This is a genomic window from Pseudomonas sp. RP-B7 (assembly GCF_059803535.1).
In genome coordinates this window covers 554,984-569,528 of sequence record NZ_JAPFHC010000001.1, presented here as the reverse complement: position 1 = coordinate 569,528, position 14,545 = coordinate 554,984, and the positions used below count along the sequence as shown (strand labels likewise).

The window sequence follows — 14,545 nt, the reverse complement described above, 5'->3', positions numbered from 1 at the left end:
GTTTATGCAAGCTGTAATGAACCCGAAGTATCCAGGGCTCAGTGTGCGGGTCGCCGACGAAGGCTTCGATGCCTACGTGTGGGGCAATGACTTCAGCTTTGAGGTCAGCGGCTACAGCGTGCCAGAGATGGGCGCGCGGGTCGATCAATGGCGTGTGGAGCGTATCCTGCCGTACCGCAAGTGTTATGGCATCGATCCGGAGGAGTTCGCCAGTTTCCGCGATGCGCCCGACAGCGCGGTCTTCATGGCGTACCTCGACGACCGGGCGGTGGGGCATATCGTGGTCAGCACCAACTGGAATGGTTTTGCCCATGTCGATGAGCTGGCGGTGGCCTTGCCTGCGCGGCGCCACGGGGTGGCCAAGGCGTTGCTGGATGTGGCGCAGTTCTGGAGTCGCAAGAAAAACCTGCCGGGCATGATGCTGGAAACCCAGAACAACAACCTCGGGGCTTGCCGCTTGTATGAGCGTTGCGGCTACGTAATGGGCGGGATCGACCACTTGCGCTATCGCGGCATTGATCCGCAGACCCGTGAGGTGGCGATTTTCTGGTATCGGCTGTTCAAGACCGAAGTCGACAAACCTTAACCGGCCAACAGGCTTTCAGCCTTCTGCGTGACGATCTCCAGCAGTGCGTTCAGTGCTGGGGACGTCACGCCGTCCTTGAGGGTCAGCGCATACAGGTTGACCATCACGGGCGGTGACAGCGGGCACGCATCCAGGCCCGCGTCGCGTGCGCCGTACGCGGTGAAGGGGTCGACAATCGCCAATCCTTCTCCCGCTTCCACCATGCTGCGCATCATCTGGTAGGTCTGCACGCGGGTCTGCACCACGGGCAGCGGGCGCAAGGCTTGCAGCTTGGCGTCCAGCAGACGGCTCAGCGGGTCCTGGCCTTCCAGGCCGATCATTGACTGGCCTGCCAGATCTTGCAGGGCGATGTACTTCTGCTTGGGCTTGAGCCAGCCGTGTGGCGCGAGCAATTGCAACTTGCCCTGGGCCAGCACGCTGCTGTGGATTTGCGGGTGTTCGGGGTCATGCAGGCTCAGGCCGACCTCGGCCTCGTGCAACAGCAGGCTGCGGACGATGTCGCGGGTCGGCTGGCTGGACAGGTTGCACGGGGTGTCCTGGAAGCGTCGGCGCAGCAGCGCGATGCTTTGCGGCAACAGCTGATTGGCCAGCGGTGGCGTGCACAGGGCGCGCAGGGGTGGGGCGTGATGGTGCTTCAAGCGGCTGGCCAGGCGTTGCAGCGGCTCCAGCGCTTCATATACATGGGCGATTTCGGCTTGCAGTTCCAGGGTTTCCCGGGTGGCCTGCAAGCGTCCGCGCACACTGGCGAACAACATGAAACCAAGCTGTTGCTCGGCGTCCTTGAGCGCTGCGTCCACATCGCCCACGCAGAGTTGCAACCATTCGGCGGCCGTGCCGAGGTGTCCGGTCTGCAAGATGGCCTGAATCACTTCGATATGACGTAAACGCATCGCCGGAGTCTATGTGCAGCGCGCCGGGGATTCAATAGAATGGCTGCGCTGATCAACAACGACCAAAGCCGGCTAGCGGCACTTACAACAAGAACAGGTCTGGTCTCATATGCCTCTACCCTCGATATTCTTCGGGGTAACGGCCAAGCAGCTGGTGGTCCTGGTGACCGTTGGGTGCGTGGCTGCTTATCTCTTCAACAATCATGACGACACTGCGCCGGACAACCTGGCCCTTGAAGCGTTTGTCCGCTCTGAGGAGCAGGTGATCGAGCAGGTAGGCGCGGTGCTGGATATTGCGCTGGTCAGGCAGGTGGTCGCGCACCCCAGCAATAACGCAGCGGGCTACACGCGTTCGATGTATGCGGTGGAGGGCGAGCGGGGCAAGTTGCTGGTGACGCTGAAGGAGGCAGCAGGGGGCCGGGAAATCGAAGTCACGGAGATCCGCCGCCCCTGATAACCCCAGCCCAGCCAACGCCATGCATGGCCAGGACTGGGCTGGTAGGCAGGGCGAGGTCTTACGAAGCGAGGGTAGTTTGCGACTCGCGCACGATAATGATGCCCGACTGAATCAACTTGAACTCATCGCCTTCCAGCTTTTCTACACGGTCGCCAATGGCCAGCTTGTAGGTAGTGGTGGGCGTCGAGCCTGCCAGGTCGCCCTGCGCCGGATTGGATTCCTGGAACTCATGCACCGAATACACGCGTCCCTCTGCGTCTCTGGCATGAAACTGTCCGACTAGTACTGCTGCCATCTGTTTAGAACCTCTGGAGATAATCACTCGATTTGCGGTTCTGTAGACCGTTATGGAGCGGTGTAGTTTACCTACGTTAAAAAAATACTATTCGCTGGCGATTTCGGATGAATCCTACAAGGTGGGGCGTTTGGAGGATTATCAAAAACCTTCTGGTGAACCCGCCGCGAAGACTCTATAACTACAAGCTCCTTTATTCAGACGTCGGGAAAACCTCCATGAGCAAGGTCTACACGATTGCCGTCCTGGTTGGCAGCTTGAGAAAAGAGTCGATCAACCGCAAGGTCGCCCTGGCCCTGGCCGAACTGGCCCCTGCCAACCTCAGGTTGAAGATTGTCGAAATTGGCGATTTGCCGCTCTACAACGAGGACATCGACGGTGCAACACCGCCGGCAGCCTACAGCACTTTCCGTCAGCAGGTGAGTTCATCCGACGCGGTGTTGTTCGTGACCCCGGAATACAACCGTTCCGTGCCTGCGCCGTTGAAGAACTCGATTGACGTGGGCTCCCGTCCATACGGCCAAAGCGCCTGGAGTGGCAAGCCGGGTGCGATCATCAGTGTGTCGCCAGGAGCCGTCGGTGGTTTCGGCGCCAACCATCACCTGCGCCAATCCCTGGTGTTCCTTGATGTACCGTGCATGCAGCAGCCGGAAGCCTATGTGGGCGGCGCGGGAAGCTTGTTTGATGAGGCCGGAAAACTGTCGGAAAAGACCCGGCCGTTCTTGCAGGCGTTTATCGACGCTTATGGCAAGTGGGTAGCCAAGCAAACAGCCTGACTTGGCAATGAGATGAGAAAGTGGGAGCGGGCTTGCTCGCGAATGTGCTGTGTCAGTCAACGATGCGTTCACTGATCCACCGCATTCGCGAGCAAGCCCGCTCCCACATGGGGTTTAGCGCAGCCAGTTCGTGCGTGCCAGCTCAATGACCTCATCGCCACGGCCACTCATGACCGCCTTGAGCATGTACAGGCTGAACCCCTTGGCCTGCTCCAGCTTGATCGTCGGTGGCATCACCAGTTCCTGAGTCGCGGTTACCACATCCACCAACGCCGGCCCATCATGGGCCAGTGCGCGACGCAGTGCCGGTTCCAGATCTTCGGACTGCTCCACGCGAATCCCGAGGATGCCCATGGCGTTGGACATGGCGGCAAAGTCCGGGTTTTTCAGTTCGGTGCCGGCGTCCAGATAACCTGCGGCTTTCATCTCCATGGCGACAAAACCCAGGGATGAGTTGTCGAACACCACCACCTTGACCGGCAGTTTCAGCTGGGCCAATGAAATGAAGTCCCCCATCAGCATGGCAAAGCCACCGTCGCCGGACATTGAAATAACCTGCCGACCTGGAAACGCCGCCTGCGCGCCAATTGCCTGGGGCATGGCGTTGGCCATCGAGCCGTGGTTGAACGAGCCGATCAGTCGACGCTTGCCATTCATCTTCAAGTAACGCGCGGCCCACACGGTGGGCGAGCCGACGTCGGCGGTGAAGATCGCATCGTCGTCCGCCAATTCGCTGAGCAGGCGCGCCACGTATTGTGGGTGGATCGGCCGATCGGCCTTGGACGGTTGCGCCAGGTCGTCGAGGCCTTGGCGGGCTTTCTCGTAATGCTTGAGCGAGGTCTCGAGAAAGCTGCGGTCGGCCTTGCGGGTCAGGCGCGGCAGCAGGGCAGCGATGGTTTCGCTGACGTCGGCGCAGATGCCCAGGTCCAGGGTGGTACGGCGCCCCAGCGCTTGTGGGTCGCGGTCGACCTGGATGATCTTCGCATCGGTGGGGTAGAACTGACGGTAAGGGAAGTCCGTGCCGAGCATGATCAAGGTGTCGCAGTCGAGCATCGCATGGTAGCCGGAACTGAAGCCGATCAGGCCGGTCATGCCCACGTCGAACGGGTTGTCCCATTCCACATGCTCTTTGCCGCGCAGGGCGTGTACCACGGGAGCGCCGAGGGCGTCGGCCAAGGCGACCACTTGATCATGGGCACCGGCACAGCCGCTGCCGCATAGCAGGGTGGTTTTCTGACTGCTTTGAAGGATTTCGCTGAGGCGTAGCAGGTCTTGTTCCGCTGGCAAGGTGCGCGGTGCGTGCAGGGCCGGCCACGGTTTGAGCTTGTCTTCCACTTCCAGCAGCGACACGTCGCCCGGAATCACCACCACCGCGACGCCGCGATTGAGGATCGCCGAGCGCATGGCGCGATGCAGCACGTGGGGCATCTGCTCGGGGCTGGTCACCAGTTCGATAAAGTGGCTGCATTCCTTGAACAGTTCCTGGGGATGGGTTTCCTGGAAGTAGTTCAGGCCAATCTCGGTGGAGGGAATCTGCGCCGCGATCGCCAGCACGGGTACGTGGTTGCGATGGCAGTCGAACAGGCCGTTGATCAAATGCAGGTTGCCGGGCCCGCAACTGCCGGCACACACCGTCAACTCGCCGGTGGCAGCGGCCTCGGCACCCGCCGCGAAGGCCGCGACTTCCTCGTGGCGCACATGCATCCACTCGATACTCTCCATGGTGCGCAGAGCGTCGGTGAGGCCATTGAGGCTGTCACCGGTCAGGCCCCAGATGCGCTTGATACCCGCCTGTTCAAGCGTGGTCGCCAATTGCTGGGCCAGGTTGATTTTCGCCATGAAAAACTCCAATCGTCAGTGAGGTTAAAAACTGCTGATCAATAGGGGACAGTTCGATCACGGCGAATGCTCCGCCTTTATTGTGAAGACTGCGCCATGGCCGCACGGTACTGCCGAGTGCGCCTGGCCAGAAACCATTGGTCACGCACCAGCGCCATGCACGGCGCTACCTTGGCGCTTGGCGCGCGACCGTGGCTGAGGCGGCGCATCTGGTGGCGCACCACCGCAAGGATGGCCAGGGACGCCAGAGGCTTGCGCCTCCAGTCCATGGGCTCGAGTTGCGGGTTGGGGTCGCGCCCTTCACGCCAGTGCTGGATCAACTGCGGCTCCAGGGTCAGGGCGGTGGCGATGCCGGCCATGGCGATGCCGCTGTCGAGCACCTGTTGCACGATCGGCAGGCGGCGGATGCCACCGGTGACCATTACCGGCATCTTGGCGATACTTGCCAGTTCAGTGGCCATGTCCAGGAAATACGCTTCACGGGCCAGCGTGCGCCCGTCCCGCGCTTCGCCCTGCATCGCCGGCGCTTCATAGCTGCCGCCGGACAACTCCAGCAGGTCGATGGGCAACGGGTTGAGCATCTCGACCACGGCGCGCGCATCGGCCTCTGCAAAACCACCGCGCTGGAAGTCCGCCGAGTTGAGTTTGAGCGCCACGCAAAACGCCGGGCTGACGCTGGCGCGCACCGCGTGGATCACTTCCAGCAGCAGGCGTGCACGGTTTTCCAGCGAGCCACCCCAGCGGTCGTTGCGATGGTTGCTCAACGGCGAGAGAAATTGGCTCAGCAGGTAGCCGTGGGCGCCGTGGATTTGTACCCCGGTAAACCCGGCCTTTTCGGCGAGGCGGGCGCTGGTGGCAAAACGCTTGATTACCTCCTGGATGTCGTCTTCGGTCATGGCCTGTGGCTTGGCGAACATCTTCGAGAATCCACCCAGGTCGAGGGCTACCGCAGACGGTGCCATGGCTTGCTGGTGCAGGTTGGCCGGGGTCTGGCGTCCGGGATGGCTGAGTTGCATCCAGAACTGCACGCCCCTGTCGCGTGCCACAGCGGCCCATTCGCGAAAACTGTCCAGTTGCTGCTCGTCTTCCAGGGCCACGCCACCGGGGCCGGTCATGGCGCGGCGGTCGATCATCACGTTGCCGGTGATCAGCAAGCCGGGCTCGCCCTCGGCCCAGGCCTTGTACAGTTGCTTCAATTCGCGGGACGGGGCCTGTTGCGCATCGGCCATGTTCTCTTCCATCGCGGCTTTGGCGATGCGGTTGGAGATGATCTGGCCATTGGGCAGTTGCAGGGCTTCAAAGGGTGACATGGGTTGACTCCTGAGCGGGGGAGGCCTCAGGCTAAGCTTAAAGTTAACTTTAATGTCAAGCAGGTGATGGTGATGAATATTGGCGAGCTGGCAAAGCAGAGTGGGTTGGCGGCGTCACGCATCCGCTTTTATGAAGCGCAAGGCCTGATCAGTCAGGTGGGGCGCCAGTCCAACGGCTATCGACGTTATTCGGCCGAGGCGTTGCAGACCTTGCAACTGATCCAGAGCGCACAACAGGCGGGCTTCACCTTGCAGGAACTCAAGGCGTTGATGCCGGCGCCGGGCGAACACAAGCGTGAAGAGCTGATCGAGGCATTGGAGCGCAAGGTGGCGCAGATTGAGCAGATGCAGGCGCAACTGGCCCACAGCAAGGCCCAGTTATTGGGTGTGATCGAAGCGGTTCGGGCGCAGCCGGAAGGCGTGCCGTGCTCCATGGGGCAGAAGCAGGTGCTGGCGTCGATCCAATTCAATGGATAAAAAAGCCCTGGCAGGCCAGGGCTTGATCATGCGCTGAAACTCAGCGGCGACGGAACAGTGGCAACGGTTCATCCGTTGCAGCCTGGTACGTCACCGAGAAGTCCTTGAGGCTTTCCAGCGCTTCGTACGGGTCTTTGTCGGCGCGCAAGGCGAAGGCATCGAACCCGCAACGGTGCAGGTAGAACAACTGATCGCGCAGGATGTCGCCAATCGCACGCAGCTCGCCTTTGTAACCATAGCGGTCACGCAGCAGGCGCGCGTTGGAGTAGTTGCGCCCGTCGGTGAAGGCCGGGAAGTTCAGGGCGATGACCTGGAAGTGTTCCACGTCGTCGCCGATTTCTTCAGCTTCTTCATCGGCGTCCAACCATACACCCAGGCCGCCGTCGCGGGCCTTGAGTGCATGAGCGTGCTCGCGCCACAGGGCCAGCGGCACGATCAGGTCGTCGCAGTTGGAGATGCCGTCGAAGCTCGCGTCCTTGGGCAGCAGGTGCCAGGTTTCGTCGAGGACTTCGTTGTTCTTAATGATTCGCTGCATAGACGCGCTCCTTGAACAGGTCAATGCCGATGCGCTGGTAGGTGTCGATGAAACGCTCATCTTCGGTGCGCTGTTCGATGTACACGTCGATCAGCTTGCCGATCACCTCGGGCATGGCTTCCTGGGCGAAGGACGGGCCGAGGATCTTGCCCAGGCTCGCGTCGCGGCTGGCGCTGCCACCCAGGGACACTTGGTAGAATTCTTCGCCTTTCTTGTCCACGCCCAGGATGCCGATGTGGCCGACGTGGTGGTGGCCACAGGCATTCATGCAGCCGGAGATGTTCAGGTCCAGCTCGCCGATGTCGAACAGGTAGTCCAGGTCGTCGAAACGGCGCTGGATCGATTCGGCAATCGGGATCGACTTGGCGTTGGCCAGGGAGCAGAAGTCGCCACCCGGGCAGCAGATGATGTCGGTCAACAGGCCGATGTTCGGCGTGGCAAAACCACCTTCGCGCAGTTCGCCCCACAGGGTGAACAGTTGGCTCTGCTCAACGTCCGCGAGAATGATGTTCTGCTCGTGGGAGGTGCGCAGTTGGCCGAAGCTGTAGCGCTCGGCCAGGTCGGCGACGGCGTCCAGTTGCTTGTCGGTGATGTCACCCGGCGCAACACCCGTAGGTTTGAGCGACAGGGTCACGGCAACGTAGCCTGGCTTCTTGTGCGCCAGGGTATTGCGGCCACGCCAGCGGGCGAAACCCGGGTGCTCTGCGTCGAGGGCGGCGAGTTCGGCGTCCTGATTGGTCAGGGCCTTGTACTCGGGGTCGACGAAGTGCTTGGCGACGCGATGTACTTCGGCTTCGGTCAGAGTGGTCTGGCCGCCGCGCAGGTGTTCCATTTCAGCGTCGACTTTCTGGGCGAACACCTCAGGGGTCAGCGCTTTTACCAGGATCTTGATCCGGGCCTTGTACTTGTTGTCACGACGGCCGTAGCGGTTGTAGACCCGCAGGATGGCGTCGAGGTAGCTCAACAGGTCCTGCCACGGCAGGAACTCGTTGATGAACGCGCCGACCACCGGGGTACGGCCCAGGCCGCCACCCACCAGCACACGGAAGCCCAACTCGCCAGCCGCGTTGTACACCGGCTCCAGGCCGATATCGTGTACTTCGATGGCAGCACGGTCCGAGGTCGAGCCATTGATGGCGATCTTGAACTTACGCGGCAGGTAGGCGAATTCCGGGTGGAAGGTGGTCCACTGGCGGACGATTTCACACCAGGGGCGCGGGTCGATCAGCTCGTCGGCGGCAACGCCGGCGAATTGGTCGGTGGTCACGTTGCGCAGGCAGTTGCCGCTGGTCTGAATGGCGTGCATCTGCACGGTGGCCAGTTCAGCCAGGATGTCCGGCACATCTTCCAGCGCCGGCCAGTTGAACTGTACGTTCTGGCGCGTACTGATGTGCGCGTAGCCTTTGTCGAAGTCGCGGGCAATCTTGGCCATCATGCGCACCTGACGCGAGGTCAGTTGGCCATAAGGCACGGCTACCCGCAGCATCGGCGCAAAGCGCTGAACATAAAGGCCATTTTGCAGGCGCAGAGGGCGGAACTCTTCTTCGCTCAGTTCACCTGCTAGGTAGCGTCGGGTCTGATCACGGAACTGCTTGACGCGGTCCTCGATGATGCGCTGATCGTATTCGTCGTATACGTACATATAGGTCCTGTTCTCGGCAAATCTGCGCGCACGGCCGCGCACTCCCAACGGAGCCGCCGCACGATACCAGTTTGCGTTTATGCGCAAAAGTGATGTTTGAGTATATGCAAATAACCAAATCGACTAATGAGAACTGTTATCGCTATACCCACATTTGTCATGCGGGCAATCTTGAACTTTACTGTGGTCGAGTCTTGATGCAGTCACCTAATAAAACCGATAAGAGGCGATGCGATGAGCAACCCAACCAAAGCCCGTAAGCCCGACAGTACCGTTGATGCCTGGGCCATTCTGTTTCTGATAATCCTGGTGGTCGGCACCGCTGTATTCTGGGTGAGCCACCAATAAACGACGTTGATTGAGCCTCGATTGAGCGGTTAATTGCCACTATCATGGCGGCCACTCTTCAAGGCTTGGATAACGATGCTGAAGGTTCTGATTACGTGCATGTGGTTGCTGGGGGCTGCGTATGGCGCAGCGGCCCATGCGACGTCCGTGGTGTTTCTCAACCCTGGTACGTCGACGGAAACCTTCTGGGTCAGCTACACGCAATTCATGCAGGCCGCGGCCAAGGACCTCGGCCTGGATTTGCGTGTGCGTTATGCCGAACGTGATTCCGGCAACACCCTGGCGCAGGCCAGGGACACGCTGCAAGGCCCCGTACGACCCGATTATCTGATGCTGGTGAACGAGCAATATGTAGCCCCACAGATTCTGCGCATGGCCCAAGGCAGCGGGGTCAAGCTGTTGATCGTGAACAGCACGCCAACCCCCGACCAAGTGCAGATGCTCAATGAGCGCAACGACGCTCACTGGATCGGCAGCCTGGTGCCCAACGACGAAGAAGCGGGCCATATGATGCTCGTCGATCTGGTGCACAAGCATGGGCCGATAGCCCCCGGCCAGACCCTCGACCTGCTGGCCTTTTCCGGCGCGAAGAACACGCCGTCCGCACAGTTGCGTGAACAAGGTTTGCGCCGTGCATTGGCGCAGTATCCGCAAGTGCGCCTGCGTCAGTTGGTTTATGGCGAGTGGAACCGTGAGCGGGCTTTCGAGCAAGCCACTCAGTTGTTCAAGCGCTACCCGCAGACGGCGCTGGTGTGGTCGGCCAACGATCAGATGGCGCTGGGCGCGATGCAGGCGCTGCAAGGCAGCGGGCGGGTACCGGGAAAGGACGTGTTGTTCAGCGCGGTAAACAGTTCACCCGAGATATTGCGGGCACGCCTGGACGGGCGTTTGACGACGTTGGTGGCCGGGCATTTCACCCTGGGCGGATGGGCGCTGGTCTTGATCAGTGACGATGCCAAGGGCGTGGATCTGGCCTCCCACGGCGGGCGCGATCGTCAGGCCGCGCTGTTCCAGTTGATCGATGGCGTGCAGGCCCAGCAACTGTTGGGGCCGTTGCCGGCGGTGAATTTTCGCGCACTGTCGGCCAAGGGCAAGCCCGAGTCCTACCGCTACCCGTTCAGCCTGCAACTGCTGCTGCATTAAACCCCGGCCAGTAGCAGTACCAGTTTGACGATGCCAAACAGCGTCAGTGCAAACACCGCCGTGAACAGGATACCCAGCAGCACAAAGTGACTGGGCTTGCCGTGGGTAAAGTCGCGGGCGCGGTTCTTGCCACTCTGCACGCCAAAGGCCGCCGCCATGACGCTGTGCAGCATCTGCCAGAAGGTTGGAGGCTTGTTGTTGACTGGATCGTCCATACATCCCTCGACACAAGGTGTGTGAGGGACAGCATAGCCGACGATCCTGCGAATGTAGTGAGCGGGCTTGCCCCGCGCTGGGGGGGCGAAGCCGCCCAAAATCCAGGCGCCTCGGTCTTTCTGATACACCGAGTTGCCTGGGTTTGGGGCGGCTTCGCCACCCAGCGCGGGCAAGCCCGCTCACTACAAGGGCGTGCCCAGGAGTTGGGCGGGAGATCAGTTGTCGTAACCCAGGTTTGGCGCCAACCAGCGCTCGGTCACGGCCAGGTCCTGGCCTTTGCGTGCGGTGTAGCTGGTGACTTGGTCCTTGTCGATCTTGCCCACGGCAAAGTACTGCGCCTGCGGGTGCGCGAAGTACCAGCCGCTGACTGCCGCCGCCGGGAACATCGCATAGTGCTCGGTGAGGAACACGCCGCTGCGGCCGGCCTCCATCTCACGTGCCTCTGGGTCGAGCAATTGGAACAAGGTGCCTTTCTCGGTGTGATCCGGGCATGCCGGGTAACCCGGGGCAGGGCGGATGCCGCTGTACTGTTCCTTGATCAGCGCTTCGTTGTCCAGTTGCTCATCCTTGGCGTAACCCCAATAGTCCTTGCGCACTTGCTGGTGCAGCCACTCGGCGCAGGCTTCGGCCAGGCGGTCGGCCAGAGCCTTGACCATGATCGAGTTGTAGTCGTCGCCCGCGTCTTGGTAAGCCTTGGCGACTTCTTCGGCGCCGATGCCGGCGGTGGTGATAAAACCACCCACGTAGTCGGTCACGCCGCTGTCTTTTGGCGCCACGAAATCGGCCAGGGAGAAGTTCGGCTTGCCGTCGGTCTTGATGATCTGCTGGCGCAGGTGATGCAGGGTCGCCAGCGGCTGGCCGTCGTCGCCGTAGACCTCCAGGTCATCGTCCTTGACCTGGTTGGCCGGCCAGAAACCAAACACCGCGCGGGCGCTGATGAGTTTTTCGTCGATCAGCTTCTTGAGCATTTCCCGGGCGTCGGCGTACAGCGTGGTAGCGGCTTCGCCTACCACTTCATCGGTCAGGATGCGCGGGAACTTGCCTGCCAGGTCCCAGGAAATAAAGAACGGCGTCCAGTCGATGTACTCGGCCAGAACGTTGAGGTCGATGTTGTCCAGCACCTTGGCGCCAGTAAATGTCGGCGTCACCGGGGTGTAGCTGCTCCAGTCGAACTGCGGCTTCTTGGCAATGGCCGCCGCGTAGCTCAGGCGTTCGGTGCGGGCACTGCGGTTGGAGGTGCGTTCGCGCACTTCCACATACTCTTCGCGGGTGCGCTCGACAAAACCGGCCTTCAGCTCCTTGGACAGCAACTGCGTGGCCACACCCACCGCACGCGAGGCGTCGGTGACGTACACCACGGCGTCGTTGCTGTACTTGGGCTCGATCTTCACCGCCGTGTGCGCCTTGGAGGTGGTCGCGCCACCGATCATCAGCGGCAGGTGGAAGTCCTGGCGCTGCATCTCACGGGCCACGTGCACCATCTCATCCAGCGACGGCGTGATCAGGCCAGACAGGCCGATGATGTCGCACTTCTGCTCCTTGGCCACCTGCAGGATCTTCTCCGCCGGCACCATCACGCCCAGGTCGACAATGTCGTAGCCGTTGCAACCAAGCACCACGCCAACGATGTTCTTGCCGATGTCATGTACGTCGCCCTTCACCGTGGCCATCAGGATCTTGCCCTTGGCTTCCGGCTTGTCGCCTTTTTCCAGTTCGATGAACGGGATCAAGTGGGCCACGGCCTGTTTCATCACGCGGGCGGATTTAACCACCTGCGGCAGGAACATTTTACCGGCGCCGAACAGGTCGCCGACGATGTTCATGCCGGACATCAGCGGGCCTTCGATCACTTCGATCGGGCGCGCGAACGATAGGCGCGACTCCTCGGTGTCTTCGACGATGTGGGTGGTGATGCCCTTGACCAGTGCATGCTCCAGGCGCTTGTTGACTTCCCAGCCGCGCCACTCCTCGGTCTCGGCTTCTTTTACGCTGCCGTCGCCCTTGTACTTGTCGGCGATGGCGAGGAGGGCATCGGTGCCGTCCGGGGTGCGGTTGAGCACCACGTCTTCCACGGCGTCACGCAGCTCGGCCGGGATCTGGTCGTAGATCTCCAGCTGGCCGGCGTTGACGATACCCATGGTCAGGCCGTTGCGAATCGCATGCAGCAGGAACACCGAGTGGATCGCTTCGCGCACCGGGTTGTTGCCACGGAACGAGAACGACACGTTGGACACGCCACCGGAGGTCAGCGCATACGGCAGCTCATCGCGGATGTAGGCGCAGGCGTTGATGAAGTCGACGGCGTAGTTGTTGTGTTCTTCGATACCGGTGGCGACCGCAAAGATATTCGGGTCGAAGATGATGTCTTCCGGCGGGAAGCCGACTTCATTCACCAGGATGTCGTAGGAGCGTTTGCAGATTTCCTTCTTGCGCGCTTCGGTGTCGGCCTGGCCGGCTTCATCGAAGGCCATCACCACCACGGCGGCGCCGTAGCGCTTGCACAGCTTGGCGTGGTGGATGAACTGCTCGACGCCTTCCTTCATGCTGATGGAGTTGACGATGCCCTTGCCCTGGATGCACTTCAGGCCGGCTTCGATCACGTCCCACTTGGAGGAGTCGATCATGATCGGCACGCGGGAGATGTCTGGCTCGCCGGCGATCAGATTGAGGAAGGTCACCATGGCCTTCTTCGAATCGAGCATGCCCTCGTCCATGTTGATGTCGATCACCTGGGCGCCGGCTTCTACCTGCTGCAGGGCGACTTCGAGGGCTTCGGTGTAGTTGTCTTCCCGGATCAGCCGGGCGAACTTGGCCGAACCCGTGATGTTCGTGCGTTCGCCGACGTTGACGAACAACGAGCTGCGATCGATGGTGAACGGTTCCAGGCCCGACAGGCGGCAGGCCTTGGGGATGTCCGGAATCGGGCGCGGCGCATAACCGGCCACGGCCTGGGCGATGGCCTCAATATGGCCTGGCGTGGTGCCGCAGCAGCCGCCGACGATATTGAGGAAGCCACTCTGGGCGAATTCTTCGATGACCTTGGCGGTTTGCGACGGCAGTTCGTCGTATTCGCCGAACTCGTTGGGCAGGCCGGCGTTCGGGTGCGCGGAGACGTGGGTGTTGGCTTTGTTCGACAACTCTTCCAGGTACGGACGCAGCTCACTGGCGCCCAGGGCGCAGTTGAGGCCCACGGAGATCGGCTTGGCGTGGGCCACCGAGTTCCAGAACGCTTCGGTGGTCTGGCCCGACAGGGTGCGGCCGGAAGCGTCGGTGATAGTGCCGGAAATCATGATCGGCAGTTCGAGGCCCAGTTCTTCGTACACCCCTTGCACGGCAAAGATCGCGGCTTTGGCGTTGAGGGTGTCGAAGATGGTTTCGATCAGGATCAGGTCGGCGCCGCCCTCGATCAGGCCTTTGGTGGCTTCGGTGTAGTTTTCCACCAGCTCATCAAAGGTCACGTTGCGGTAGCCGGGGTTGTTCACGTCCGGCGACAACGAGCAGGTACGGCTGGTGGGGCCCAGCACGCCGGCGACGAAGCGCGGCTTGGCCGGGTTTTCCAGGGTCTTGGCGTCGGCGATCTTTCTCGCCAGGCGTGCGCCTTCTACGTTCAGCTCGTAGGCCAGTGCTTCCATGCCGTAATCGGCCATGGAAATACGCGTGGCGTTGAAGGTATTGGTCTCAAGGATGTCGGCGCCGGCATCCAGGTAGGCTTTTTCGATACCGCCGATCACGTCCGGACGGGTGAGAACCAATAGGTCGTTGTTACCCTTGACGTCGCTCGGCCAGTCGGCGAAGCGTTTGCCACGGTAGTCTTCTTCTTCCAGTTTGTAGCTCTGGATCATCGTGCCCATACCGCCGTCGAGGATCAGGATACGTTCCTTGAGGGCTTGATGAAGGGCTTGCAGACGAACGCTACGATCGGACATGGGACTACTCTAGGTCAGGCATTACGGAGGGCGTGAATCATAGCAAACCTGTGCCGATTTGGAGCATGTGCAGGTTTTGCATGAATATCGTTCATGTTGGCAGGG

General features: G+C 61.1%; 13 protein-coding genes. 5 read left to right on the top strand and 8 right to left on the bottom strand.

The window, feature by feature from the left end:
• Window positions 1–4: 4 nt before the first annotated feature.
• A complete protein-coding gene (locus OPU96_RS02465) occupies window positions 5–586 on the top strand; it encodes a GNAT family N-acetyltransferase (protein WP_192299702.1) in 582 nt (193 codons plus the stop codon).
• On the opposite strand, the gene OPU96_RS02460 is transcribed toward OPU96_RS02465, so the two are convergent.
• Complete coding sequence (locus OPU96_RS02460; RefSeq protein ID WP_226457220.1) at window positions 583–1,476, bottom strand: LysR substrate-binding domain-containing protein; 894 nt, start codon at window positions 1,474–1,476, stop codon at window positions 583–585. The two genes, OPU96_RS02465 and OPU96_RS02460, sit on opposite strands and share 4 nt — an antisense overlap.
• Window positions 1,477–1,585: 109 nt before the next feature.
• On the opposite strand from OPU96_RS02460, the gene OPU96_RS02455 reads away from it, so the two are divergent.
• Window positions 1,586–1,930 carry a hypothetical protein gene (locus OPU96_RS02455; protein WP_226457221.1) on the top strand — a complete coding sequence of 115 codons (345 nt, stop codon included), beginning with the start codon at window positions 1,586–1,588 and terminating at the stop codon, window positions 1,928–1,930.
• A 61-nt stretch (window positions 1,931–1,991) separates the two neighbouring features.
• Here OPU96_RS02455 and OPU96_RS02450 read toward each other — a convergent pair whose 3' ends face one another.
• Window positions 1,992–2,228, bottom strand: coding sequence for a hypothetical protein (locus OPU96_RS02450; protein ID WP_122310093.1), 237 nt, complete (start codon window positions 2,226–2,228; stop codon window positions 1,992–1,994).
• Between the two features lie 218 nt (window positions 2,229–2,446).
• On the opposite strand from OPU96_RS02450, the gene OPU96_RS02445 reads away from it, so the two are divergent.
• A complete protein-coding gene (locus OPU96_RS02445; protein WP_498558591.1) occupies window positions 2,447–3,004 on the top strand; it encodes an NADPH-dependent FMN reductase in 558 nt (185 codons plus the stop codon).
• 114 nt (window positions 3,005–3,118) lie between these two features.
• Here the strand turns inward: OPU96_RS02445 and poxB are convergent, their stop codons facing one another.
• Together poxB and OPU96_RS02435 are read right to left on the bottom strand one after the other, a co-directional pair.
• On the bottom strand, window positions 3,119–4,843 hold the full coding sequence (gene poxB, locus OPU96_RS02440) for a ubiquinone-dependent pyruvate dehydrogenase (RefSeq protein WP_498558590.1): 1,725 nt from the start codon (window positions 4,841–4,843) through the stop codon (window positions 3,119–3,121).
• A gap of 77 nt (window positions 4,844–4,920) precedes the next feature.
• Entirely contained in the window at window positions 4,921–6,153 is a 1,233-nt protein-coding gene (locus OPU96_RS02435; protein WP_498558589.1) for an NADH:flavin oxidoreductase/NADH oxidase family protein, read from the bottom strand.
• Window positions 6,154–6,225: 72 nt separating this feature from the next.
• Between OPU96_RS02435 and OPU96_RS02430 the strand changes: the two genes are divergently transcribed.
• On the top strand, window positions 6,226–6,630 hold the full coding sequence (locus tag OPU96_RS02430) for a MerR family transcriptional regulator (protein WP_226457224.1): 405 nt from the start codon (window positions 6,226–6,228) through the stop codon (window positions 6,628–6,630).
• A 40-nt stretch (window positions 6,631–6,670) separates the two neighbouring features.
• Here OPU96_RS02430 and OPU96_RS02425 read toward each other — a convergent pair whose 3' ends face one another.
• Together OPU96_RS02425 and OPU96_RS02420 are read right to left on the bottom strand one after the other, a co-directional pair.
• Window positions 6,671–7,165, bottom strand: coding sequence for a DUF934 domain-containing protein (locus OPU96_RS02425; RefSeq protein WP_192299694.1), 495 nt, complete (start codon window positions 7,163–7,165; stop codon window positions 6,671–6,673).
• Window positions 7,149–8,807, bottom strand: coding sequence for a nitrite/sulfite reductase (locus OPU96_RS02420; RefSeq protein WP_192299693.1), 1,659 nt, complete (start codon window positions 8,805–8,807; stop codon window positions 7,149–7,151). The genes OPU96_RS02425 and OPU96_RS02420 overlap by 17 nt, the downstream gene beginning before the upstream one ends.
• A gap of 423 nt (window positions 8,808–9,230) precedes the next feature.
• Here OPU96_RS02420 and OPU96_RS02415 point away from each other — a divergent pair, with 423 nt between their 5' ends.
• Entirely contained in the window at window positions 9,231–10,298 is a 1,068-nt protein-coding gene (locus tag OPU96_RS02415) for an ABC transporter substrate-binding protein (RefSeq protein ID WP_498558588.1), read from the top strand.
• Here the strand turns inward: OPU96_RS02415 and OPU96_RS02410 are convergent.
• Both OPU96_RS02410 and metH read right to left on the bottom strand, forming a co-directional pair.
• Window positions 10,295–10,513 carry a DUF2970 domain-containing protein gene (locus OPU96_RS02410; protein ID WP_192299691.1) on the bottom strand — a complete coding sequence of 73 codons (219 nt, stop codon included), beginning with the start codon at window positions 10,511–10,513 and terminating at the stop codon, window positions 10,295–10,297. The two genes, OPU96_RS02415 and OPU96_RS02410, sit on opposite strands and share 4 nt — an antisense overlap.
• Before the next feature lie 216 nt (window positions 10,514–10,729).
• Window positions 10,730–14,440, bottom strand: a complete 3,711-nt coding sequence (gene metH / locus OPU96_RS02405) for a methionine synthase (protein ID WP_463983968.1) — start codon at window positions 14,438–14,440, stop codon at window positions 10,730–10,732.
• Window positions 14,441–14,545: the final 105 nt, after the last annotated feature.

Bases quoted from the DNA above. Each gene is read 5' to 3' on its own strand.
- OPU96_RS02465 (WP_192299702.1), top strand. From the start codon at position 5: ATGCAAGCTGTAATGAACCCGAAGTATCCAGGGCTCAGTGTGCGGGTC.
- OPU96_RS02460 (WP_226457220.1), bottom strand. From the start codon at position 1,476: ATGCGTTTACGTCATATCGAAGTGATTCAGGCCATCTTGCAGACCGGA.
- OPU96_RS02455 (WP_226457221.1), top strand. From the start codon at position 1,586: ATGCCTCTACCCTCGATATTCTTCGGGGTAACGGCCAAGCAGCTGGTG.
- OPU96_RS02450 (WP_122310093.1), bottom strand. From the start codon at position 2,228: ATGGCAGCAGTACTAGTCGGACAGTTTCATGCCAGAGACGCAGAGGGA.
- OPU96_RS02445 (WP_498558591.1), top strand. From the start codon at position 2,447: ATGAGCAAGGTCTACACGATTGCCGTCCTGGTTGGCAGCTTGAGAAAA.
- poxB (WP_498558590.1), bottom strand. From the start codon at position 4,843: ATGGCGAAAATCAACCTGGCCCAGCAATTGGCGACCACGCTTGAACAG.
- OPU96_RS02435 (WP_498558589.1), bottom strand. From the start codon at position 6,153: ATGTCACCCTTTGAAGCCCTGCAACTGCCCAATGGCCAGATCATCTCC.
- OPU96_RS02430 (WP_226457224.1), top strand. From the start codon at position 6,226: ATGAATATTGGCGAGCTGGCAAAGCAGAGTGGGTTGGCGGCGTCACGC.
- OPU96_RS02425 (WP_192299694.1), bottom strand. From the start codon at position 7,165: ATGCAGCGAATCATTAAGAACAACGAAGTCCTCGACGAAACCTGGCAC.
- OPU96_RS02420 (WP_192299693.1), bottom strand. From the start codon at position 8,807: ATGTACGTATACGACGAATACGATCAGCGCATCATCGAGGACCGCGTC.
- OPU96_RS02415 (WP_498558588.1), top strand. From the start codon at position 9,231: ATGCTGAAGGTTCTGATTACGTGCATGTGGTTGCTGGGGGCTGCGTAT.
- OPU96_RS02410 (WP_192299691.1), bottom strand. From the start codon at position 10,513: ATGGACGATCCAGTCAACAACAAGCCTCCAACCTTCTGGCAGATGCTG.
- metH (WP_463983968.1), bottom strand. From the start codon at position 14,440: ATGTCCGATCGTAGCGTTCGTCTGCAAGCCCTTCATCAAGCCCTCAAG.